23 protein-coding genes and 1 pseudogene are annotated in these 23,634 nt (G+C 43.8%); all 24 read left to right on the plus strand.

Annotated elements, in window-relative coordinates; all coding sequences use genetic code 11:
- Positions 1 to 929: 929 nt before the first annotated feature.
- Complete coding sequence (tssB, locus tag EAE92_RS18280; protein ID WP_214069114.1) at positions 930 to 1,427, plus strand: type VI secretion system contractile sheath small subunit; 498 nt, start codon at positions 930 to 932, stop codon at positions 1,425 to 1,427.
- Positions 1,428 to 1,460: 33 nt separating this feature from the next.
- Positions 1,461 to 2,996 carry a type VI secretion system contractile sheath large subunit gene (gene tssC, locus EAE92_RS18285; RefSeq protein ID WP_214069115.1) on the plus strand — a complete coding sequence of 512 codons (1,536 nt, stop codon included), beginning with the start codon at positions 1,461 to 1,463 and terminating at the stop codon, positions 2,994 to 2,996.
- Between the two features lie 15 nt (positions 2,997 to 3,011).
- Positions 3,012 to 4,361 carry a type VI secretion system baseplate subunit TssK gene (gene tssK / locus EAE92_RS18290; RefSeq protein ID WP_214069116.1) on the plus strand — a complete coding sequence of 450 codons (1,350 nt, stop codon included), beginning with the start codon at positions 3,012 to 3,014 and terminating at the stop codon, positions 4,359 to 4,361.
- Positions 4,358 to 5,032: a type VI secretion system protein TssL, short form gene (gene tssL / locus EAE92_RS18295; RefSeq protein ID WP_214069117.1), complete on the plus strand. Its 675-nt coding sequence runs from the start codon at positions 4,358 to 4,360 to the stop codon at positions 5,030 to 5,032. The genes tssK and tssL overlap by 4 nt, the downstream gene beginning before the upstream one ends.
- Positions 5,029 to 5,700: a hypothetical protein gene (locus EAE92_RS24730; RefSeq protein ID WP_246545283.1), complete on the plus strand. Its 672-nt coding sequence runs from the start codon at positions 5,029 to 5,031 to the stop codon at positions 5,698 to 5,700. The genes tssL and EAE92_RS24730 overlap by 4 nt, the downstream gene beginning before the upstream one ends.
- The gene (locus tag EAE92_RS25265) at positions 5,592 to 6,785 is read left to right on the plus strand and encodes an OmpA family protein (RefSeq protein ID WP_339959402.1); all 1,194 of its coding nucleotides are present in this window, start codon (positions 5,592 to 5,594) and stop codon (positions 6,783 to 6,785) included. Before EAE92_RS24730 ends, EAE92_RS25265 begins: the two co-directional genes overlap by 109 nt.
- 18 nt (positions 6,786 to 6,803) lie before the next feature.
- Complete coding sequence (locus tag EAE92_RS18305; RefSeq protein WP_036779179.1) at positions 6,804 to 7,295, plus strand: Hcp family type VI secretion system effector; 492 nt, start codon at positions 6,804 to 6,806, stop codon at positions 7,293 to 7,295.
- Positions 7,296 to 7,472: 177 nt separating this feature from the next.
- A complete protein-coding gene (locus EAE92_RS18310) occupies positions 7,473 to 9,863 on the plus strand; it encodes a type VI secretion system Vgr family protein (RefSeq protein WP_214069118.1) in 2,391 nt (796 codons plus the stop codon).
- Between the two features lie 13 nt (positions 9,864 to 9,876).
- Positions 9,877 to 12,153 (plus strand): glycoside hydrolase family protein, encoded by a 2,277-nt coding sequence (locus tag EAE92_RS24740; RefSeq protein WP_246545284.1) that lies wholly within the window; start codon positions 9,877 to 9,879, stop codon positions 12,151 to 12,153.
- Positions 12,153 to 12,968 carry a lysozyme inhibitor LprI family protein gene (locus EAE92_RS18320; RefSeq protein ID WP_214069119.1) on the plus strand — a complete coding sequence of 272 codons (816 nt, stop codon included), beginning with the start codon at positions 12,153 to 12,155 and terminating at the stop codon, positions 12,966 to 12,968. The genes EAE92_RS24740 and EAE92_RS18320 overlap by 1 nt, the downstream gene beginning before the upstream one ends.
- 195 nt (positions 12,969 to 13,163) lie before the next feature.
- The gene (locus EAE92_RS18325) at positions 13,164 to 13,541 is read left to right on the plus strand and encodes a hypothetical protein (RefSeq protein WP_036812445.1); all 378 of its coding nucleotides are present in this window, start codon (positions 13,164 to 13,166) and stop codon (positions 13,539 to 13,541) included.
- Between the two features lie 135 nt (positions 13,542 to 13,676).
- Positions 13,677 to 14,141, plus strand: coding sequence for a hypothetical protein (locus EAE92_RS18330; protein ID WP_246545285.1), 465 nt, complete (start codon positions 13,677 to 13,679; stop codon positions 14,139 to 14,141).
- A gap of 114 nt (positions 14,142 to 14,255) precedes the next feature.
- Positions 14,256 to 14,687, plus strand: coding sequence for a hypothetical protein (locus tag EAE92_RS18335; RefSeq protein WP_052105858.1), 432 nt, complete (start codon positions 14,256 to 14,258; stop codon positions 14,685 to 14,687).
- 25 nt (positions 14,688 to 14,712) lie between these two features.
- Entirely contained in the window at positions 14,713 to 16,005 is a 1,293-nt protein-coding gene (locus EAE92_RS18340) for a hypothetical protein (protein WP_214069120.1), read from the plus strand.
- 8 nt (positions 16,006 to 16,013) lie between these two features.
- The gene (locus EAE92_RS18345) at positions 16,014 to 16,478 is read left to right on the plus strand and encodes a hypothetical protein (RefSeq protein WP_214069121.1); all 465 of its coding nucleotides are present in this window, start codon (positions 16,014 to 16,016) and stop codon (positions 16,476 to 16,478) included.
- A gap of 40 nt (positions 16,479 to 16,518) precedes the next feature.
- Complete coding sequence (locus EAE92_RS18350) at positions 16,519 to 17,376, plus strand: hypothetical protein (RefSeq protein WP_214069122.1); 858 nt, start codon at positions 16,519 to 16,521, stop codon at positions 17,374 to 17,376.
- A gap of 315 nt (positions 17,377 to 17,691) precedes the next feature.
- Complete coding sequence (locus EAE92_RS18355) at positions 17,692 to 17,952, plus strand: hypothetical protein (protein WP_214069123.1); 261 nt, start codon at positions 17,692 to 17,694, stop codon at positions 17,950 to 17,952.
- Position 17,953: 1 nt separating this feature from the next.
- A complete protein-coding gene (locus tag EAE92_RS18360) occupies positions 17,954 to 18,424 on the plus strand; it encodes a hypothetical protein (protein WP_214069124.1) in 471 nt (156 codons plus the stop codon).
- 103 nt (positions 18,425 to 18,527) lie between these two features.
- Positions 18,528 to 19,073 (plus strand): hypothetical protein, encoded by a 546-nt coding sequence (locus tag EAE92_RS18365; RefSeq protein WP_214069125.1) that lies wholly within the window; start codon positions 18,528 to 18,530, stop codon positions 19,071 to 19,073.
- A 104-nt stretch (positions 19,074 to 19,177) separates the two neighbouring features.
- Entirely contained in the window at positions 19,178 to 19,537 is a 360-nt protein-coding gene (locus tag EAE92_RS18370; RefSeq protein WP_036812435.1) for a DUF4087 domain-containing protein, read from the plus strand.
- Positions 19,538 to 19,746: 209 nt separating this feature from the next.
- Entirely contained in the window at positions 19,747 to 20,616 is an 870-nt protein-coding gene (locus tag EAE92_RS18375) for a hypothetical protein (protein WP_214069126.1), read from the plus strand.
- A 203-nt stretch (positions 20,617 to 20,819) separates the two neighbouring features.
- On the plus strand, positions 20,820 to 21,077 hold the full coding sequence (locus EAE92_RS18380; RefSeq protein ID WP_214039335.1) for a PAAR domain-containing protein: 258 nt from the start codon (positions 20,820 to 20,822) through the stop codon (positions 21,075 to 21,077).
- Between the two features lies 1 nt (position 21,078).
- Entirely contained in the window at positions 21,079 to 22,260 is a 1,182-nt protein-coding gene (locus EAE92_RS18385; RefSeq protein ID WP_214069127.1) for a hypothetical protein, read from the plus strand.
- A pseudogene (locus tag EAE92_RS18390) lies at positions 22,257 to 23,634 on the plus strand (ImcF-related family protein); the annotation flags it as partial. The gene EAE92_RS18385 and the pseudogene EAE92_RS18390, both read left to right, overlap by 4 nt.

Below are 23,634 nucleotides of genomic sequence, written 5' to 3' on the forward strand. Positions count from 1 at the left end.
TGTCCGGTTAAAGGTTTTCATAATAGCCGGACAATCTTGCTGGATATAGGCACCGAATGTTAATCACTTCGGCGCCTTATTTTTTTATGAAATCCTATACCTGACGCTGGCGGAGAAGTCCTATTTTTCGGCATTGCCGACGCGTGTAAACAATTCTTACACCATTAAATGCCTTAATCACTGCTACCGCTGCAATATCGAATGTAATGGGAATTATTTGCTGTCATTTGCATATTTATAATCTTATTAGTTTGGAAATAAAGTCGCATGTTTCTATCCTTATAAAGTAGAAGATGCTCTGTGAAAGTGTGGATAATATCAGTTCTTATTAATTCATCGTGCTAGATTATTCTGGTCTGCGTGACTGAATTTATTCTCATTCGCATTAACTTAAGCCGACGATCATGCTTTTTTTACTTTTTCCACTAAATGTTCTACCTGTTGTGCCGTGGGATTTAAAATTGCCTTGGTTGTTGTGAATCTATTTAACTAATTGAAAATTAAATACAATTTAATATTTTAATCATTGATTTGACCTATGTGGGTAATATGTCATACCTGGCGATTAATATTATTAAAATAAGTTCAATTTTTATGAAAATAAATTCAATTTCGTTTAGATTTCGTTGATATATTGTTTTTTTAATCTCTTGATTAAGACGTTTTATATCTATCGGTGATGAAACAAAAAATGCTTTACGATAAAAAATGACTTGATTTTATATAAATCTGTTTACAAAATCCCCTTACCCAGAAAATGGCCTGCCTGATAAATCCATTTATCTATTGAGGCGGCGGTTGTCGGTTTTCTCTTATTTTCCGCTTGGTTAGTGCCTGCTTTGAAATATCTGAATCCGGTTTTGTTTCTGAAATGCATTGTGGCATGAACATCATGCCGCTCATTCTATTTTATTGTTGAGGAGTCACTTATGACACATAGTTTTCAAAACGAGATCCCTAAATCGCGTATTAATATCAAATTGGATTTGCATACAGGAGGCGCGCAGAAAAAAGTTGAGCTGCCGCTGAAATTATTGGTAATGGGAGATTACAGCAACGGGCAGGAACAGCGCCCTCTCGCGGAAAGAAAGAAGGTGGCTATCAACAAAAATAACTTTGATAGCGTACTGGCTGAATTTAGCCCCTCGGTTAATTTGACGGTTGAAAATACGCTGGCTGGAGATGGCGGCGAGGAGAATATCGCTCTTACTTTTCGGCAAATAAAAGACTTCGAGCCTGAACAAATCGCACGCCAAATCCCGCAACTGCGGGCCTTGCTTTCGATGCGCCATCTATTGCGCGATTTGAGATCCAACCTGCTTGACAACGCCGCCTTTCGCCGGGAGCTGGAACATATCCTCAGGGATCAAGCGTTAAGCGATGAATTACGGGCTGAACTGGCTGCGTTGGCGCCAAAAACTATTTGATTATTACGGTATTTACATCAGGAGATAGGATTAATGACTGTACAGGAACAACAAACCGCTGCGGCGGCGGTAACGACAACTCACGCCGAAGGCGGTGTTTATCAATCGTTATTTAAGAAAATCAATTTACAGCCGGTAGAGCAGTTAAGCGATATTGAATGCTTTCAGAGCAGTGACGCGCTGGCTGATGTGACGGCGGACGAGCGGGTCACGGCGGCAGTTAGCGTTTTTCTCTCTGTACTGAAAGACTCAGCGCAAAAGGTTAAACGGCTGGATAAGGCATTATTGGATAACCATATCCGCGAGTTGGACGAACAAATCAGTCGTCAATTGGATGTGGTCATGCATCACCCTGAATTCCAGCAGGTGGAATCGGCTTGGCGCGGCCTGAAATTTTTAGTTGATCGCACTGATTTCCGTCAGAACGTCAGAATCGAGGTGCTGGATGTCGCCAAAGAGGATTTACGGCAAGATTTTGACGATGCGCCGGAAATTATTCAAAGCGGCTTCTATCATCACGCTTACATTCAGGAATACGATACGCCGGGCGGCGAGCCTATCGGATCGGTGATTGCCAATTATGAATTTGATGCCGGCACGCAAGATATTGCCCTGTTGCGTAATATCGCTAAAGTCTCAGCGGCGGCGCATATGCCATTCATTGCGGCTATTGGTCCGGCCTTTTTTGGCAAACAAACAATGGACGAAGTGGCCGCGATTAAAGATATCGGCAACTACTTTGACCGCGCCGAATACATCAAGTGGCAAGCATTCCGCGAAAGTGACGACGCTCGCTATATCGGCCTGACTTTCCCCCGGGTGCTAGGGCGTTTGCCCTATGGCCCGGACACCGTACCGGTGCGGACTTTTAACTATGTTGAAGAGGTCATCGGTCCGGATCACAACAAATATTTATGGACCAACGCCGCCTTTGCTTTTGCCGCAAACATGGTCAAAAGCTTTGTCAGTAATGGCTGGTGCGTCCAGATCCGGGGTCCGAAAGCGGGAGGAGCGGTGACGGACTTGCCGATCCATCTCTACGATCTGGGAACCGGTAATCAGGTCAAAATTCCATCGGAAGTGATGATTCCAGAAACCCGCGAGTTTGAATTCGCGAATCTGGGTTTTATTCCGCTCTCGTACTACAAAAACCGGGATTACGCCTGCTTCTTTTCCGCCAACTCGGCGCAAAAACCGGAGTTGTATGACACCGATGAAGCGACGGCTAACAGCCGTATCAATGCGCGTCTGCCCTATATTTTCTTGCTGTCGCGCATTTCCCATTATTTGAAACTGATTCAGCGAGAAAACATCGGCACCACCAAAGATCGACGTCTGCTCGAAATTGAACTGAACAACTGGATCAACAGTTTGGTGACTGAGATGACGGATCCTTCCGATGATTTGCAGGCTTCTCATCCGCTGCGTGAAGCGTACGTCATTGTTGAAGATATTGACGACAACCCGGGTTTCTTCCGGGTCAAGTTATATGCGGTGCCGCATTTTCAGGTAGAGGGGCTGGACGTCAATCTCTCGCTGGTTTCTCAGATGCCGAAAACTAAAGGTTAACCATAGGGGAACATCATGAAAATTGATCGTCCGCTATGGGTGACAGGAGCCATCTTGTCTCCCCAACAGTTTCAGCAGCAGGCTCGTTGGGAGGCGTATGTCAATGAGTCTATCGCTCGTCTGGGACTGGCGCATCCTTGGGGCGTACTGACTGCGGTGTTTGATCAAGACACCTTAGCGTTGGGGCGATTGAAAGCGGATCACCTGTGTGTACGTTTTGCCGATGGATCGCTGATTGACACTGATCGGGCGGATCGTTTACCGCCAGTGTTGGAATTGGCTGCCGTTTTGCCGACAGACGCACAGCAGGTCACGGTCTTGCTGGCATTGCCGCACACCTATGCCAATGGCGGTAACTGCCTTAAGCCGGATGAACGCGCTGATCGTCCGGTGCGTTATCAGCAAGAGTGGGTGCCGGTACAGGATGAATTCAGTGATCGCGTTGAATCTATGGCGGTTGCCCGTTATGCGATATCGCTGCGTTTTGACAGCATGGAAAACGGGCAGTATCTCACCTGCCCGGTGGCGCGTCTGTTGCGTGACGCTCAGGGGAAATGGACCCTCGATGAGCAATTTGTGCCGCCATTACTGAGCCTTAACGCGCATGCCGATTCGATGGCTCGGCTCGATCGATTGTTAACGCAGTTACACGCTAAACAAGCTCGATTGATGACAATGCGCCGAGAGAGTAACGAACGAATGGCGGATTTCGCGGTGGCGGATGTGTCGTTGTTCTGGCTGCTTAACGCGCTTAACAGTTATGAACCGATATTGAGTGATTTTAAGGCTCACCCAGATGTGCATCCAGAACTGTTCTACCGTGAAGCGGCAAGGCTGGCGGGCAGTCTGTTGACCTTCTCACTGGACCATAACGCGGGGGTGATCCCGCGTTATCAGCACGATAATTTAACGGCGGTCTTCCCGCCGCTATTTGACTTGCTGAGTCAATTGCTGGAGATCAGCCTGCCGTCGCGGATGGTGACGATTGAGTTGAAGAAACCATCGGAACAGCAGTGGATAGCCACTCTTCACGATGCTCGCTTATGTGAAGCGGCGGATTTTTATCTCTCGGTCCGCTCTTCCATACCGGCGCACCAGTTATACACCCGGTTCCCGTTGTTATGTAAAGCCGGTGCGCCGGATGAGGTTGATCGAATGATTAGCCGGGCATTAACCGGTATCCCTTTAGTCGCGCTTAGTCACGTCCCGGCCGCGGTCCCGTTGCGGCTGGAGAACCAGTATTTCGCCCTTGATCTCACCCATCCGGCGGGCAAAGCGATGCTGGCGGCGGGAAGCTGTGCCTTCTACGTGCCCGGGATACTGGGCGATATTCAGCTTGAACTGTTTGCGGTATTGAGAACATGAATAAATCACCTTTATTAACTAAAAAATCGCCGCCGGATATCGATGCTTTGTTACAGAACAGCTACTTATTGGTGGCGGAGCTTTGTCAGAATGCGCCGGTGGAACAGGCGGATGTGGTGTGGCAGCACTGCACCAGCGAGATAGAACAGACACGGCAAGCGCTGCGTGACGCTGATGTCAGTGAATCCGCGATTAATCATATCAGCTACGCCCACTGCGCCTTGCTGGATGAAACCGTGCTGGAACGGGCGCCGGAACAGGGACATGCCGCCTGGCGGGCGACATCATTGCAGGAGCATTTCTTTAATACCGCCGAGGCCGGTGACCAGTTGTATGAACGGATGCGTACTGTACTGCATGAATCGGCCCCTGATCGGACAGTATTGACCTGTTTTCACCGCGTATTGCTGTTGGGATTTCAGGGAAAGTGTCAGGAGGATACCGCACTGATACGTGAACAACTGGTAGACCGCTTACGTCAACAGGTTGTCCCTTTCGGCACGGCTCAACAATCACCAGCGTTAACCGATGTGTCATCGTCCCGTTGCTGGCTGCGTTCCATAGCCAGCCAATTGGTCGTGATGGTCTCCGTGGTGATCATCGTATTGTTCGGTGTCCGGTGGGGATTGGGCCACTATCTGACCACGTTATTTCCGGGGTTGGCGAGATGAGCGTCATGTTGCAGCGGGTGTTATGGGGATGGGGAGCCGGGCTGGCGTTGCTGCTCTGTCTGGTCTGGTTGCCCTTATCGCCGGTGGAGCGGTGGGTGGGGGCAGTCATCATCCTGCTCTGCACGCTGGCGGGGCTGTTTTATAGCGAGCGTTCTCGACAGCGGGAGCGCCTTAACAGCCTGTCGGCAATGCTGCCGCCTGAAAATGATCGCCTCCCGGTAGTGTTGGTATATAGCGACATCCAGGACAGCCTGTTTGGTGATGAACTGCTGCGTCAAACGCCACAAGGTTACTGGTTGTGCTTACCGTCAGGGACTTCTCTGTCTGACGGGGTAGCGAGCTTGCTGGCTGCCCGGCCCTCTTGGGGCGGTCAGTTAAGTGTGATGGCGGTAATAAACCCGCAGCAATACCGTGACGCCGCTGTGTTGGCGGGTTGGGTGCGAGAACTACGCTGGCAGCTATCTCAAGTGCGTCGACAACGCGCTATCCCGTTGCCTTTACTGTTAGCGGGCTACCTGGCCGGCTCATCCCGACAACCTGATGATTCACCGTGGTTTGAGTGGCGGTCAGGACGGGCCGCCGTAACGGCCTGGCGCGAAGGCGCCTCTTTTCAACCACTCGCGGATTGGTTGGAACAGGGCGCGTTAGCGCAACAGATGGCGCGTTAGCGCAACAGATGGCGCGTTTTCAGCGTGGGGTTGAGTTGACTGGCTGGGCTGATTGGATGAAAGCGCATGTACTGCCCGTCTGCCTGACCCCGGAAGATGGCTTATCGCCTTGTCCGCCGCTGGCGATGGTCTTGAAGTTTGTACCGGCGTTGCCGCATTGGTTAACCGGCCATGTCTGGCAACAGTGGTTACAAACCAAAACGGCGCTGAACCGGGCGGGCGATCCGGTAGTTACATCGGGCGCCGATGATGCCGCCGCGACATTGCCATTCCCGGATAGCGTATTGCGCCTGTTGCCTACGGCTACGGCACAAGCACCCGTTCGACGGGCGATAGGTATCGCACTGGGGCTGTTTCTGCTGGCGGGCGTCACTGCGCTAGGTTGCTCGGCTTGGCATAACTGGCAGTTATTACGTCAGGTGGAGAGTGACCTGCTGCATTACCACTCCATTGCCATGACGGATGATAGCCGCAAGGCACAGGCGGCGGCAGTACTGAGTCGTGACGCTGATCGGCTTGAGAAGTATCACCGGGATGGCGTGCCGTGGCGTCTGGGATTGGGGCTATATCAAGGGGCGCGATTACGCCCGCCATTACAGGCGGCCATTGCCGATTATCAGGCTAAACCGAGGGAGAAAACGCCGGTAACGCCGGTGGAACCACAGACCATCAGCCTTAACAGCTTGGCGTTGTTTGATGTGGGACAGGCGAAACTGAAAGCGGATTCAACCAAAGTGTTAATCAACGCGCTAATAAACATCCGAGCCAAACCGGGCTGGATGATCCTCATCACCGGCTATACGGATGCCACCGGTGATGCCGCGAAAAATCAGGCGCTGTCACTGGCACGCGCCGAAGCAGTTCGCGATTGGCTATTACAAACCAGCGACCTATCGCCGGCTTGCTTCACTGTACAAGGCAAGGGAGCAACGAGTCCGATCGCGACTAACGCAACCGCTGCGGGGCGAGCAGCCAACCGCAGGGTTGAAATCCGTCTGATACCGCATGCGGCCGCCTGTGCGCGACCGCAGAAAGTACCGGACACATCAACAACGTCGCCGCTACAGGCGACATCACTTAAGTAACAATTAGGAGTAACCATTATGGCGATTCCCGCTTATTTATGGCTGAAAGATGACGGCGGCGCTGACATCAAAGGCTCTGTCGATGTACAGGGCCGGGAGGGCAGCATTGAGATTGTGGCGTTAGAGCATATGTTGCACATTCCGACGGACAACAACACCGGCAAACTGACGGGTACCCGTGTGCATGCTCCATTGGTTTTCACCAAAGAGGTGGATGCATCAAGTCCCTATCTATATAAAGCGGTCACCACCGGCCAGACCCTGAAATCCGCTGAAATCAAGTGGTACAGCATTGATGACGCAGGTCAGGAGAAAGAGTACTTCATCACCCAACTGGACAACGTGAAAGTGGTGAAAGTGGCGCCGCTGATGCACGACATCAAAGACCCCGCCAAAGAGAAGCACAACCATCTGGAACGCATAGAGCTTCGTTACGAAAAAATCACCTGGACCTACAAAGACGGCAACATCATTCACGCTGATGCGTGGAATGAGCGCACGACGGCGTAGCAAGTGCGGCAGACGGTTTAATCCGTCTGCTGTTTTTTCATTTTTTGTCTAATCGCGGGGGGCGGGAGGCCCCGCGATAAAAAACTGAAAACCAGATAAATCATGACCTTATGGGCCTCGGTATACGGCTATGGGCGGTAGCGTACCCAAACGACTGAGGAATAATCGGAAGAAAATATGACAAATCCAACACCGATGATCATCTTTGATCACAGCCGCTACAGACTAAAAGTGTGGGGCAATAAAGCCCCGCTGGACGTGCTGGCCTTTGCCGGGCAGGAAGCCTTAAGCCAGCCGTTTCACTATGCCATTGAATTCACCAGTGCGGAGAAAGGGATTGAACCGGCACAGATGCTGATGCAGCAGGCTGCATTTACCCTGACTTCGCCTGAGATCAATCCGGGGATACGGGGCTGGCCGATCGAACCCCCGGCGCCATTGCGCTCGGTTTACGGAGTGATTAGCGGTTTTAAACTGCTCTCCACCTCGCGGGATGAAAGTCGTTACGAAGTGACATTGGAACCCCGGTTGGCGTTGCTGGCGAGAAGCCATCAATACGCCATCTACCAAAAATTGTCGGTGCCGGAGATTGTGGAAAAAATCCTGCGGGATCGTCATGGATTTCGCGGGCAGGATTTCCTGTTCAGCCTGGCGTACAGCTACCCGAGGCGGGAACAGGTGATGCAGTATGGCGAAGATGACCTGCGCTTTATCCAACGCCTACTGGCGGAAGTGGGTATCTGGTACAAAGTGACCGCCGATGACCGATTAAAGATCGATGTGGTGGAGTTTTACGACGACCAGCGTGATTACCAGTTCAACGTCTACCTGCCTGCCCGCAATCCGTCAGGCATGCATGGCGAGGAGGACGCGGTGGTCTGGGGGATGGAGACCGCGTATCAGGTGGTGGAGGGAAAAGTCGCGACCCGCAATTACGACTACCACGATGCGCGGCCGTATCCCGGCTTGAACACCGAGGCGGATGTGACACGGGGCGACCGCACCACTTATGGCGAAGCGTACCATTACCGCGATCACTACCGGATACCCGGCGACCGTTACGCCTATCAACCGGAGACGGAAAGCGGAGTATTTTATGCCCGCCTGCATCATGAGCGTTACCTGAATCAACGCATTCGCCTGCGGGGAATGACCACCTCCGCCACGCTGGTGCCGGGGCAGGAACTGAAAGTGAAGGGAGACGCCCCGGAAGCGTTTCGTAAAGGGGCGATAATCATCCAGATCACCAACAGCGCCCGCCGGGACAGCAGTTTTGAAATGGCGTTCACCGCCATTCCCTATTCCGAAACCGTCTGCTTTCGCCCGGAACGGGTGCCGAAACCGGTGATGGCGGGCACGATACCCGCGCGGGTGAGCAGCACGAAAGTGAATGATACCTACGGCGACATCGACAAAAACGGCTTGTATCGGGTGGCGTTTAACTTTGATCGGGAGAAATGGCCGCAAGGGGAAGAAAGCCTGTGGGTGCGTCTGGCGCGTCCGTACGCGGGGGAGACCTATGGCTTTCACTGGCCGTTGCTGGAAGGCACCGAAGTGGCGATCGCCTTTGAAGGGGGCGACCCGGACCGGCCCTATATCGCCTATGCCCTGCATGACTCGGAGCACCCGGATCACGTCAATCTCTACAACTACAAACGCAACGTCCTGCGCACCCCGGCGAATAACAAACTGCGGATGGATGACGAGCGCGGTCGGGAACATATCAAACTGAGTACCGAATACGGCGGTAAAAGCCAGTTGAATCTCGGCCATCTCGTTGATAGCCAGCGCCCGCACCCGGATAAACGGGGAGAAGGCTTTGAGCTGCGAACCGACGACTGGGGCGCGATTCGGGCCGGTAAGGGGTTGTTTATCAGTACCGATGAACAGTTGAAAGCACAGGGCAAAACGCTGGAGATGCAGGAAGCGTTATCGGCACTGGCACAAGCCAACCAACAGATGCAAACACTCAGTGAAGCAGCGACACAGGCCGCGTCTCTTGCCGCCGACGTACAAACCCAACTGAGTTATGTCCAAGAGCGGGTTACGCAATTGCAGACAGCAGTACTGTTAGCCAGCTCACCGGCGGGTATTTCTTTGGTCAGTGGTGAACATATGCAAATGGCCGCTAAAGAAAACCTGATGGTCAATGTCGGCAAACACGCGGATATCGGGGTGATGAAACGTTTGTTTATCGGCGTAGGAGAAGCGTTTGGTTTATTTGTCCAAAAATTAGGCATCAAGCTGATTGCCAATCAGGGCAAAGTACTGGTACAGGCCCAGCATGATGAGATGGAATTGATGGCACAACAGGAAATCACGCTCTCCAGTAGTGATAACAACATCACGATTACCACACCCAAAACACTGACGCTGAACGCGGGGGGAACCTATCTCAAGATGGATGGCAGTGGTATCGAGTTTGGGACATTGGGAGGCTATCAAGTGAAATGCCAGAGTTACAACGTAAAGCAAGGTGGGGCTTCAATCGACACAAAAGTATCTGCCTTTCCCAAAACAGAATTAAAAGAAACGACTCCCGATCACACGGGTTCAATTTCAGGATAAGGAGCCTGCACCAATGAAAATTTGTTTTCCTGTCAGCCGAGAAAATGATGGCCAGCCTTATCAGGCCACCGATGATAAAAGCCTGCAAGCCATGCTGGCGAAACTGCGTTCTGAACCCAATGGCGCCTGGCTGGTTGGGGCGAATGGCCTGTGGCACGGTGGTGTACACCTCAGTGACCGGGCCAGTGCGCCGTATGCCAAACTAACGCCGGATCTGTTGCAACAGAACAAAGTGATGCCGCTGCGCTGCATGGCTGAGGGGGAAGTGGTGGCTTACCGGCTGAATAAAGCGTATTTAGAAGCCCCCTATTTTCGTGATGAACAACTGAAATACTCCAGCACTTTTGCGTTGGTGAAATCAGAGTACAAGGCACAGGATGAAACACTGCTGACATTCTACAGCCTGTATATGCATCTGGCGCCGGTGAGCGACTACCCGGCATATCCACGTTATAGAACGATTGTACAGCGCACACTGAATACCCACCGGTTTACCGCAAATAATGAGGGGCAGTACGGTATACCATCCGATGTGACGGAACGGGGTGAACGTCGTGATTATGATATTCCGCCGAAACATGGCGCACTGAAACACGGTGATGAATTTTTGGTCTATCAGACTGCGGATTTCTTTATGACCACCATCATCTCGACCCGTTATGACAAAGTACGCTTTGGTCTGGCGCAGAAGCTGGAGGGGGGCGTGGTAAAAGATGAGAAGAAATTTTGGGTGGAATTACATCCTCAGTTTGTTGAGCAGACAGGTGAAGCCTGTCCCCAGATGCCGGTTTGGATGCAAACGGCAGTTAAAAAAGGGGCGTTCGATAGTGTACAAACTTTGACGGGTGATGAGGTTATCCGCATAAACGCCGGAGACCCGATAGGGCATCTGGGGTTATTTGAATCGCCTGCGGCCCGGTTGCCTGACCGAATGTCTTACTATTTTACGCATATTGAAGTGTTGAGTGCTGACGATAACTTGCCGGATTTTGTCAATAACACAAAACACCTGGCGGATGGCCGGAAATACGTTATCTGCGGTCTTGATCAGATGTTGCACAGTTATGACGCGACACACAAAACTTTTACCCCCTTGAAAGTCAGAACACAGCAGGAAATCGTTCTGGCGAAAGCGCTGACCAGCCCGGTTAAGGATAAAAACGGGGTAAACTGGTACAAAGTGACGCAGACCGGCTGGGTAAAACAGAATGGGGAACTTGTGACGGAGGTAGATCAACATGACCTGAATAAACTGGGATTTCGTTTGTTGGAAGAGGAGGCGACCACGGATTTCAGCAAGTTAACGGCAGAAGAGTGTGTGAAAGTCTTATTGCGTCATTTACTGGTGGTGGCAAAACAGGACAGGCGGATAGATCATGCTTTGGTTCCGGTCCGTTATGAACGTATTTTGCGGAAGCTGGATAAAGACGGCGATGGACAGTTGAATGCGCAGGAGGTGCGCCTTGGGTTGTATAACCCGGAAATGATTAACGTGGTGACGAGGTTTATCGTGAAGCACAGCAGTGAATGGTATGAAAACAGTCAGGGAGGACCGTGGGAGAACTTTTTTACGAATGTGGTAAAGAATCGCACGGCGAATAAGTTCTGGCGACAGTATCTGGATGATCAGGTATGGATGAAAGCAGTTGAGCCATTCAATAGCGGGAAGCCAGTGTGGCATATGCATCCTGTGGTGTTTTTGGATGCCCTGAAATGTGAATCAGCTACAGGTATATCAGAAGATGGTCTGCGTTTTATTTTTAATATTGAATCTCTAAAAGGGGTAAGTAACCATCTTCATTGGCCTAGGGGGGCCAGTGGAGTAACGTTAGGCCCAGGATATGATATGAAAGAGCGTTCTCAGTCTTCCATAAAAGAAACTATGCGTAATATTGGATTAGATTCTGATATAGCAGAGAAAATTAGTAAGGGAGCAGGACTTACTAATAATGACGCAAGTAATTTTGCAAGAGATAACCGTAATCTTGTCTCATTAACTGCTGAACAGGAGACCAAGCTACTCAAGTATATAGTACCTGCTTATGAAGATTTAGTGAGAAGAAAAATAAAAGTTCCATTAAGGCAAAATCAATTTGATGCATTAGTGAGCTTTGCCTATAACCCAGGGGGGAGATTTAATGACGTGACTAGATTTATCAACAATGGTGAGGTAAATAATGCAATGGAGGAAATGAAAAAAGCTGTGACATCGGGGGGAGTGGTTGTTAATGGATTAGTTAACAGAAGGAAATATGAAGTTAATCTTTATACAAAAGGAGATTACCGATAATGAGTATGTATAGAGAATTGATTAAAAGAGTAATTTTGGGTGGTTTACTTTTCAATGCGAGTTTTAGTTCGTTTTCTGAGTCATTGATGCCAGTTTCCTTATATGGAAACTGGCAAATTAGACAGGTTGAAATAAATAATAATTCAACTAGGCGGCTTAATTATCAATTCAATGATCCTAGATTAGTTGGTAGGGTGTTAGATATTAGTGCTAATAGACTATCTTCTAATTTTCCTGAGGATGGGACATGCTTATCTTTATCAGTCTCATCAGGAGCGGAAACAATAAATAGTTTAATATCGAAAATATCAGCGGGGGATAAAAATACAACAGCTAAAGATTACGAATTGAGTATTGATGGTAATAGAATATATCCCGTGGAGAAGTTCTCTTGTAAATCAGGTTATTTTGGCCCTGGTGTTGGTAATGATGATAATAGAACATGGTTTTTTATTATAGATAGAGATACTTTATTAACTAATTGGTTTGATTTGACTATTATCAAAATGAACCGACTGCCTCAAAAACCCACTCCAGTTGCGTCATTTAACTGTAAGAATGCTCAAAGTAAAACAGAAAGAGCTATCTGTCAAAATTTTGATTTGGCAGCATGGGATAATAGTGTTAATAAGACTTGGATATTAACGAAAGAGTTACAGCAATCTATAGGAGATCGAGATAATTTAAGAAATTTACACGCGGAGCAAGTGGAATGGTTAAAAAACAGAAACAAATGTGGTAGTGATGAAAGATGTTTAACTAAAATAATGAAAATTCGCATAGAGCAATTAATGTCAATGAATACTTCCGAGTGATTCTGGATGATCTAAAATTTAAGATTAGATTGTCATATGGAACATTAATTATCCTTATGAAGATCAAGATAGTTTTTTGTGAATGTCAGAAAGGGATATTTTGAATCATTAATATATAAATGATAGTTGTAATAATTAAGTGAAATATCTTGCAGGATGATTAGATAGAGTTAATGATTGTTTAAAGGTGATTATATGAAAAAGATTTTGTTTCTATTATTGTTTTTTTGTTCCCAAGCATTTGCTTTTTCTGGCTATTGGATTTCACAGTATAATAATGACACTTATAAGCTTTATTTAAAGGAGAATAAAAATGTAATAGTAGGCAGGTATTGTTTTATAACAAATAATGGCAATAGGATAGATTGTGAGGATAATGATGTGTTAAATATAAAAGGTCATATAAATGGTAATGTTGCTGATGTTTATTTTATGAGTACTTTTGGTGGTAGTGGAACCGCGAGAATAACAAAAGAAAAGAATAAACTTATATGGGTTATTGAAGATTCAAAACCATTTGATGATGCTAATATGAATGTGAAAAGAAAAATAATATTTATACGGAGTAAATAAATTTTCAATGACTATTTTATTAACTTTATATTGAATTGATTAAGGCCCTAAGAGCGAAGGACTGACAGTTTTTTTCTCGAATATACAACGGGCATCGTCAGAATGGATATGATGTAAAAATGAGTAGGAATTATGATGCGGTTATATCTCACAGGTAGTTTAGTACTTTTGCTTTCTTTACTTTCTTTTCACAACTCTTATGCTAAGAGTGAAAATAATTCAGATGTTTATTTTTCATGTAATACAAAGAAAGGTAATGTAAAGCTGGAAATAAAAGATGGCGCGTTATCATACTCTTTGTCAAAAGAGGGAATAAACAGTTTTATATTTAATTCTCTTGGAGATAACTATTCTGGTTTTTTATATAATCATTATGCGAGATATCAAACGGAGTATATTCATGTTTCTTTTGTCAATGAAAATTATAGATATACAGTATTTGATAATTATGAAAATAATGAAAAATCTAGCGGGGTAAGTGTTGTAAATAATGATAATAAAAAAGAGTTTCTGCTGATGTGTAAGACGGTGAAAAAAAATAATCTTAGAAATCTCATTACGTTTTTAGCGTGTGATAAGGATAATGCTTTGGGGTGTTGAGAAACTATAAGAGGCTGTAATATAACAGTAAATACTATAAAGTACTTGGAAAGGATTTATTAATTTATTCTAATGATCGGATTTCTGATCTTTCAAAAAATTAAGGTGGTTGGTATGTTTAGAAAAATAATTTTCATTATCTTTTGTTTTTTCCCTTTTTTTTCTAATGCCAGTGTGAATTCTTATATTAACTGTTTTACTTCCAATGATCAGAAAGGGATTAATTTAAAGTTTGTTACTATAAATGATGGAGGGAGAGATAAATGGTTAGGTGGATATGTAAAATATGAGAAATCTAATTACCCTATAACTGTTGTTCCGATTAAAGAAAGTGCAGAGGAATTTACTGAAGGAAGACCGTATGAATATACTACAACTTGGATAGAAATTATCAATGGTAAACCTGAAGGTAAATACATAACTGTAAGACAAGGCGCTATTTTCTCTTCTTTTGTATATATAAACACAAAGTCGAAAAAACGGTACGATTTCACACAGGTATTTGATGCTATGAATGATGGTTCTTGTCAATGGAAAAAGCGTTGACCATTCTGGTTAACGATAAAAACGGGTGAACCGGTACAAAGTGACGCAGACCGGCTCGGTAAAACAAAATGGGAAACTTACGGCGGAAGTAGATCAACATGACCTGAATAAACTGGGATTTCGTTTGTTGGAAGAGGAGGCGACCACGGATTTCAGCAAGTTAACGGCAGAAGAGTGTGTGAAAGTCTTATTGCGTCATTTACTGGCGGTGGCAAAACAGGACAGGCGGATAGACCATGCTTTGGTCCCGACCCGTTATGAACGTATTTTGCGGAAACTGGATAAAGACGGCGATGGACAGTTGAATGCGCAGGAGGTGCGCCTTGGGTTGTATAACCCGGAAATGATTAACGTGGTGACGAGGTTTATCGTGAAGCACAGCAGTGAATGGTATGAAAACAGTCAGGGGGGACCGTGGGAGAACTTTTTTACGAATGTGGTAAAAAACCGCACGGCGAATAAGTTCTGGCGGCAGTATCTGGATGATCAGGTGTGGATGAAAGCGGTTGAGCCATTCAATAGCGGGAAGCCTGTGTGGCATATGCATCCTGTGGTGTTTTTGGATTATATCAGTGTGAGTAAAGAAATTATTACGCTTGAAATGTTAATTGAAGCTAATTTGGGGAAGAATACTGAGCAGTGTCAATCTATTCATCAGTATATTAATAAATATGCTCAAGCGTATGATCTGTTAGATCGCAAAGAAATTGCTCATTTTCTATCACAAATAGGACATGAAAGCGGATTCGTTATAATAGAAGAAGATTTGGGAAAATATTCAGCTAAAAGAATGAGAGAGATTTTTGGGTGTAAAGGAGGGCAAAAAAATTATAATAGATCGACAGATACTTGTATTCTAGGACAATTGAGAGAGAAATTATGGACTCAAGAGGAACATTACGTCGGGAATGCTAGAAACTTAGGTAACTATGTCTATTCTCATCGGATGGGTAATGGTGATGAAGCAAGTGGTGATGGCTATAAGTATCGAGGAAGAGGAATGATTCAGATTACAGGGAGAAGCGCATACCGGAATTTTACATTCATACATAATAAGATGAATCCAGAAGATATTAAGGATTTTGAGAATAATCCAGACTTAGTTATTAATAATATTGAGTATGGTATTGAATCGGCGTTTGCATTTTGGACAAACAAAACAGATAGACATGGTGTATATTTGAAAGATCTTGCTAAGCGATCTTCGGTCAGAGAAGTTACTCAAGTCGTAAATGGAGGGCAAAATGGATATGCAGATAGACTAAAAAGATATAATAAAGTGGCACTTCTTCTTGGGCTTGAAATTGAAAGAGAGTGATTGAAATTATGAAACGCATTATATTATTTTTTCTTTTTTTTGTGTCTTTTATATGTCAGGCACAAGATAATATTGTACAAGGGCCTTTTTCGCTAGATAAGAATATAACTATTTCTTTTGTTAAGGAAAGAAATAAATCCATTTCACTTGTGGAGAAATATGGTAGAAATAGAAAGGTAATTGATAATTATAATGTTTATGATGGTGTCCCTGAAATTAAAACTGTTTTCTTCATCTTTGTTGATAAAGTTAAGAATGCTGCTGTTCTTGTATCATGGAATGAGGAAAATATCAGTGCAATTCGTTATAAAGTTTTTTTCTACAGATATTATAGAGATGAATTGGTAATAAACAGGAGACTGACGAATGATGAAAATTTATCAGGATATGATGGTTATGGTTCATCTGGTTTAATATTTGATTATAAAGATGCAGATTCTATAAGAAAGTATATAAAGGAAAAATATGAATGAAAATTATATTATTTTACATTCATTAACTAGGTGAAATATTATGGCAAAAGCATTAATATATATTTTTTTGTTATCTTTTTATATGGTTTCATTACAAGCAAATGCTACCAGTGAGATTGAGCAGAAAGCAAAAGAAAATTCTCCATATGCTTTTTTAAATGCGACAAAATGGGAATATTCACATGTGTCTTCTCCTATAAGATATTCAACAATGGAATTGGATCATAATTTCTATAATAAAATTTTTGCTGGAAAAAACATTCAATTTGAAAATGATATGGTAAGTATCTCTGGAAAATGTTCATATCAATACGCGATTCAAAAAAAATCTCCGTTAGAATATTGGCATAGTGAAAAAATAGTTAGTATTTATAAAAAACTTTTTTCTGATAATGATGTGAAAATACCTGGTTTTTTATATGTCATATCTCCTGTTTTTTCTACGGAAAAATGTGAATATCCATTTTCTGATTTTATTGTTTTGGATAGGGCTATTATATTTGTTTATAAACAAAGAGCTATCTTTTATTTTGAAGAGAAGGATAAAAGGTTACATCACATTGCTGAGAATACAAAATGTAAGTCATCAAAAAAAGATTTAGGATTTGTTTTCGAGCATGGTGCTATTGACGAGTGTTTTTACGAAAAAGAAACATTAGTTGATGTTTACAATAAATATATAAATAAAAGTGATGTGGGTAAATATTTAACTAAGAGTTTGGAGGTGATGAAAAATACTCATGTTTTTCACCAAGAAGATGATGTCGATGTTCAATACTTCTGGGAGAATAAAAAGAAATTAAAAATTATATTAAATTTTATGGGCGGAATGACAGAGGTTTCATTTAAAGAAGATAGTGATGGAACAAAGGTTGTAACAAAATATTATCCAGATTGAAATTATTAGCTCAACGAGGATTAACTTTATCAGTTAACTGATAGTACAAGCTTGCAAGCAATACTGGCGTATGCTCTTAGTCCATCATTGCTCAGATATGTATTACTAGGTACATATCCGAGTCAGGTAAAATATAGCATTGAAAAGGGATACTTATTTTCAACAATTTTTTATGAGTTAATCACTTTAAGTCAGGAGGTATTTATTCGTAAGGGTGATAAAACTTCATCCAGAGGAACTGTCTTAGAGAGATCTGAATTAGGTGATGGTTACTTATATAGGGGACGTGGAATTATATAATTATCGGGAAAACATATGTATGCTGAAATAAGCAGGATTTATTTAGCATATAATGTTAATAGTAGTGTTAACATTATCGATAATCCGGATTTAATTATAATGGATATAACTATAGGATTAGAAACAGCATTCGCCTTTTGGATAAGTAAGAATATAAATATTGCTGCTGACAATGATGATATCAAAAGAGTAACAAAACTGGTAAATGGAGGTGAAAATGGTTTAGCTGATAGAACTGCAAGATTAAGTAATTTGAAAAATTTGATGAGGATATAATATGAAGAAATATTTACTATTAGGTGTGTTTTTTTTGGATGCCCCTTTATCGGCTACAACTTTATGTAAAAATAATGAGGTCGTTGTTTTTCATTGTGCTATGAAAGAGAGTAAATTTTCTGTATGTAAAAGAAACGATTATATTTATTATAAACATGAGAAAAATAACAAAGTAGACTTTACTTATCCAGAAACAAATAGAAAGGGAGATTTTTATTTTAGCTATACAGGGTATAGTGGTGGTGGAGAAAGTCATATTAGATTTGAGAACAGTAATTATCATTATATAATATATGATAGAATAATCAGGTCAGAAGATTATATGGGGAGATATCCTAATTTTGAGTCAGGGATCAGTATAATGAAAGATGGAAGTTTAATTAGCCATCAAAAATGTGAAATCAGTTCAGGGATAAATGAAAATGCTAGTCAATCCTTATTGAAGGAAAAGTTTGTTGATTTGGAAAATTAAAAATAAATAATTATTTTCTATATTTGGTGGTGTGTTGTACACGCTGTGATGTTTGTTTTAGCTTAGATTAAATCTATTTAAAATTGTAGGCTAGGTGCTCTAAATGGAAAAATTAATAGTGTTTATTCTATCTTTTTTATTCTCAATTTATTCTTTGGCATGTGAAAAAATTAATGTAGATATACTGAATCGGAATTTCCCTGATCGACATTATCAACAAACTATTAATTCTGATAGGATGGTTAATAATAGTGCATTACTATTCTTTTATAGTAATAAAAATGAAGATTACCCGGATGTTAAAGCGCTTTTCTTACCCGATCGTTGTAATATTAACAATGGTGTTCTTTTCGACTCTTATGGATATAATGCCGGAATTGCAGAGGTTATTTCTGTTTTCTGGGGTAAAGGAAAGTATGCAGACAGATTCTTTACTATAATTAAATGGGATGTTAATGCTGGAGGAGCACCGTCCTACGGACAGTATTATATGGTGAATGCCTACTTTTCTCCCAGTCAGGATAATTTAATTAAAAAAGACGAAAAGCTAACTTCATATTTTGGACAAGGTATAGAAGGAATTAGCAATGGTGAGATCAGTCATTTTAAATACAAAACAGCAAGTGATGTATGGAGAGCATTGGAGTGAGTAGATTGATTCTTTTTATCAAATACCAGGTAGAACAGATCATGCCAAATGAATTAAAGAGTTTCTGAAAATTATCTAGCTAAGTTGAATAATGGAGAATTATTGTGAATAAATTATTTTTTATTTTAAGTGTGTTTTTCGTGCTTGATGTTGGTGCCAGTGAATTAAGGTGTGGTTGGTTAGTTAATCCATCACCATCTAATATCTGGTTAATGGACAGTGAGGGTAAATGGATCATATCAATTCAGGGAGGTTATAGTTCAGAAGGATTGGATAAACTTAAAGATTTTCCTGTCAGCCAATATATCAAGACAGGTATAAATTATGGTTATGGTTGTTCTTGTTTGACTGTAGAAACCAACAAGATAAAAATGGTGATAACCAATATATTGAAATCAAAACACCTTACTTTATTGGCGTGTAAAACAGATAGGAAATTACAAGAAATGCCGAATTTGAATTAATAAAAATAATATTGCCAAGAGTGAGAATGGTTTAGTTGGTAGGGAAAGATGATATTTATAAAAAGTAAATAAAATTTTTAATGATTAAAGAAGTTAGTAACCCTACTTCATTGGTTTGGTGGGGTTAATGGAATAACGTTAGGTTAAAACAGAATGAATTTGACGCATTAAATATACGATTCTAATCACTAATGATGAGGAGAATAGATATGAAGAATAAACTTAATATGACTTTTATTTTTTTATTTACTTTGTTATTTTTTCAATCATTTTCTTATGGAGAAGATAAAGAGGTTTCTGCAAGCGCTATTAAAAGAGAGCTAAATAATTCTGAATGGGGATATTCTTATGTTTCAGGGCCTATTGTTGCTACATCTGACGGAGTGAGTAAAGGTGTTATTGAAAATATGTTTAAGATGAGAAAACTGAGTTTTAATAATAATATCCTTAATGTTACTGGATTGTGTTCTTATGAGTATCTCGCTGAGAAAGAAACTCCTATCAGCTATTGGTATAGCAACAAAACTGTCGAATTGTATAGGAAATTTTTCTCTAAATATAATATCAAGCTAAGTGACTATATTTATAATATTTCTCCGGTTGATCCTAATGAAATATGTGAATATCCATTCTCTGATTTTATTTACGTAGATAGTAAGATGGTTTTTATTTATGATGGATACGCTGTATTTTATTCCAGAATAGGCAATTCTAAATCATTATCCAATACTAAATTAGGAAATGATTTTTGTAAACATATTGAACAGCCTATAGAATTAGTTTACAAGAATGGAGATATAACGGAATGTGACTACAATGGTGTTAATATTGTAGAGGCATATGCGGCATTTAGAAATAATTCTATTCAAAGAAGTGACGGCTTTTATCTTCCTGCAAAACTTAATATGATGAAAGATATAACAGTTAAATGTGATAAAGATTGTATGGAGATTAAATATATATGGGTAAATAAAAGCAAACTGAAAATTATTATCGAGTTCTCTGGAGGTACAACGGAAATTTATTTTAACGAAAACAAAAATGGTACCAAAGTAATAACAAAGTCTTATCCGGACTAAAATTATCACTGATATCTTATTTGTTGCAATGGAGCAAATCAGTCTTTGTATTGTTTTTATTATCAATATATGTCAGGTTTTATTTTTGTTTATGGATATGTATTAATAAGAAAATATCGAGCCAAGTAAATATAGCATTGAAAAGAGATATTTCTTTTCAACGATCTTTTATCGATTAATCACTTTAAATTTGGAGGGCATTTATGCCGGCATTTATTCGCAAGGGTGATAAAACTTCATCCGGAGGAACTGTTTTAGAGGGATCTAACTTAATTGAGTTTGATAATATTCCTGTTGCCCGAAAAGGCGATAAGGTTTCTTGTCCTAAACATGGTGAAACGACAATCGCTGAGGGCTGTCCTGATTATCTTGATGATGACCGGGAAGTTGCTTTGAATGGGCACTGTTGCGCCTGTGGTTGTACGTTAATCAGTTCATTTTCAGTGGGGACGGTAGATTAATATGTCCATCAATCTTGATGCTATTCCGGATAAAGCCCCACGTCCGGTACGTCCAGTCACCTTGCGCTGGTTAATATTTTTGATCGTTTGCCTGGTGACAGGCGCAATCACGACATTATGGTTTTGGCAAGATACACGTTCAGGCAGTGTGTTCTGGTACTGCTTTTTCGTTTTCCCGTTTTCATTCTGGTTGCTTTGTTTTGGCATACGACGACTCGGCTATAAATGTCAACAAGTGTGGGCCGATGGTTGGGACAGGGAATGTCAGGCCATTCGTGAGCAGGAAATTCGTAGAGGACAGCGCGGCGCCCGATTGATTTTTACTCACGCGTCTGCTCCTGCGGGCAACGATGCCACGAAACTTCCGGGTACGTTGCAAGAGAAAAAGGTGTTGATGTCACCGGTAACATCAAAAGATCAAGACGCAGTGATCCAATATGCCCGGCTTTCTGATGAATTACTTGCTGCCAAACGTTTCATGGCGGCGCGAGATCTGCTTTTGGCCGATGTGCTCCCGTTCTTAGAAGCGCTGCCTTCCCGCTGGCGCCGCTACTGTTCTATCCAGCTCAATGTGAGTGAATCCGATGTCATGATGCCGGAGATATTTCTCCCAAATACATTGACTTGTCCGGGACAAGGGCTGGCAGTTTTGGATAACTGGCTAGATATGAAACCAGCTTCACCTTCGGTTTTGATCGTTATCGCCGCAGAAGTACAGGATATCCCTCTAAATATTGCTGGAGAAGCTGTTGTGGCACTGATTTTTGCTAATCACCCCATCCCGGAGGAAATCTCAACTGAGTTGACGATAATCCACAGGCCACACTGTGAGCCGGTTGTGCGGACTTCTGTAGCGATAGAACGGGCATTGCTCTGGGCAAAACAGGGGACAGATAACATTGGTAATAGTTGGTTAACCGGTTGGGGAACATCGACTGACAGTGTGTGGAGTGCGGCAATAGAACAACAAGGGCTTTTACTTAAGGATGGGGAGACCTGTTGGTTGCTGGAGAAATCCTTTGGCTATACAGGATGCGCGGCGCCTTGGTTAGCTTTGATTTGTGCCAGTGAGCAAGCCAGACAAGAACAGACCGCACAATTGTATGCGCATAAAACCAGCGCTGATCAACTTTGGGTGGGTGTCACTACGCCCTTACTTTCAGATAAACAGGATCTTTCATGAAACTTCATTCTCTACTCGTCTCTATTCTTACGATCATTCTTGGCATCTTGCTTTGGTTCGGAGGAGCATTATTGATGCTTCCGGAGCAGGTTGCTCAGTGGTTTGGCTGGGACCCTCTGTTTTGTCACACGATGTTGATGGCTTGTGGTTTTCTAACTGCATTGTGTGTCATGGTGGGTTGGCTGATAAATATGTGGCTGACCGCCAGTGGCAAGGGAAATGCCCGGTTGAAGTGGGGTAAGTTTGATGCCGAAGGCAATGGCAATAACGAAAAAATTTCTGTAGCGACAGAACTCCCTGAATCAGTCTCTGCCATAGAAGACTTGCCTGACCGCATGCGCCTCCGTTACGGGCGGTTCTGGTGGTATAAAGTGCGGATTTTACTGGTGGTGGGCGAAGTGGAGCAGGTGGAAGCCATCGCGCCGGGGCTGACCACGGCGTATTGGCAGGAAGGTTATCGCTCGTTGTTGCTCTGGGGCGGCAGTTTGCAGGCTGAACCGAATACCGCTCAATTGATGGCGCTGCGTCGCCTGCGCCGTTACCGGCCGCTCAATGGTATTGTCTGGGCGCTGACCGAAAACCAAAGCGCGCAGCCGGCGTGGATGGATAAAGCCCTGCGGATGTTGCAAAAACAGGCCCAACAGTTGCGCTGGCAGGCTCCGGTCTACCTGTGGCAGGTGTGTCACAGCAACTGGTCTCAGGAAGACCGTATCACTCAGGCCGTCGGCTGCTTTTTTCCTGAACGCTGTACCCCGGATATTGTGGCGACACAGTTGCAAGAGTTGGTTGACCCGTTGCGCAAGCGCGGGATGCAGCAACTGTTGGAGAAGACGGCCCACGATTTTCTCTGTCGTCTGTCTGCGAACTTAAAACAACGGGGGATTGCGCACTGGCAACAAGTCCTGACGCCGTGGTTAGCGGAGTATGGCGATGTGGTGTCGCTGCGGGGTCTGATGTTCAGTTTGCCGCTCCGGGCGCTGAAGACGAGCCTCCCGCAGATCTGGCTGCCCGACACCGCCTGGCAGGGGGTGTTGGAAGGCAGTCGTCGTTTCCACGGTCGGCGGGTGGGCATGCCCCGCGCACAGACCGTTTGTCGTGGCCTGATGGTGCTGGGCTTGTTATGGGGTGCCGGAATGGTGCTCTCCTTTTTCACCAACCGTGACCAGATAGCCGTGGTGCAGGCGGCGGTGACTGACCTGAAAACTCAGCCGGAGAATTCTGATGCCCAGTTGATGGCCTTGAAGGATCTGCGTAACGAGGTGGGCCGGCTGCAATACCGGGCTGAACATGGCGTGCCGTGGTATGAGCGTTTTAGCTTGAGTCAGAATCAGAAACTGTTGACGACGGTGCTGCCCTATTATGCGCAGGTCAATA

The sequence above is a fragment of the Photorhabdus hainanensis genome (assembly GCF_018448965.1).
GTDB classification, from domain to species: Bacteria; Pseudomonadota; Gammaproteobacteria; order Enterobacterales; family Enterobacteriaceae; genus Photorhabdus; species Photorhabdus akhurstii.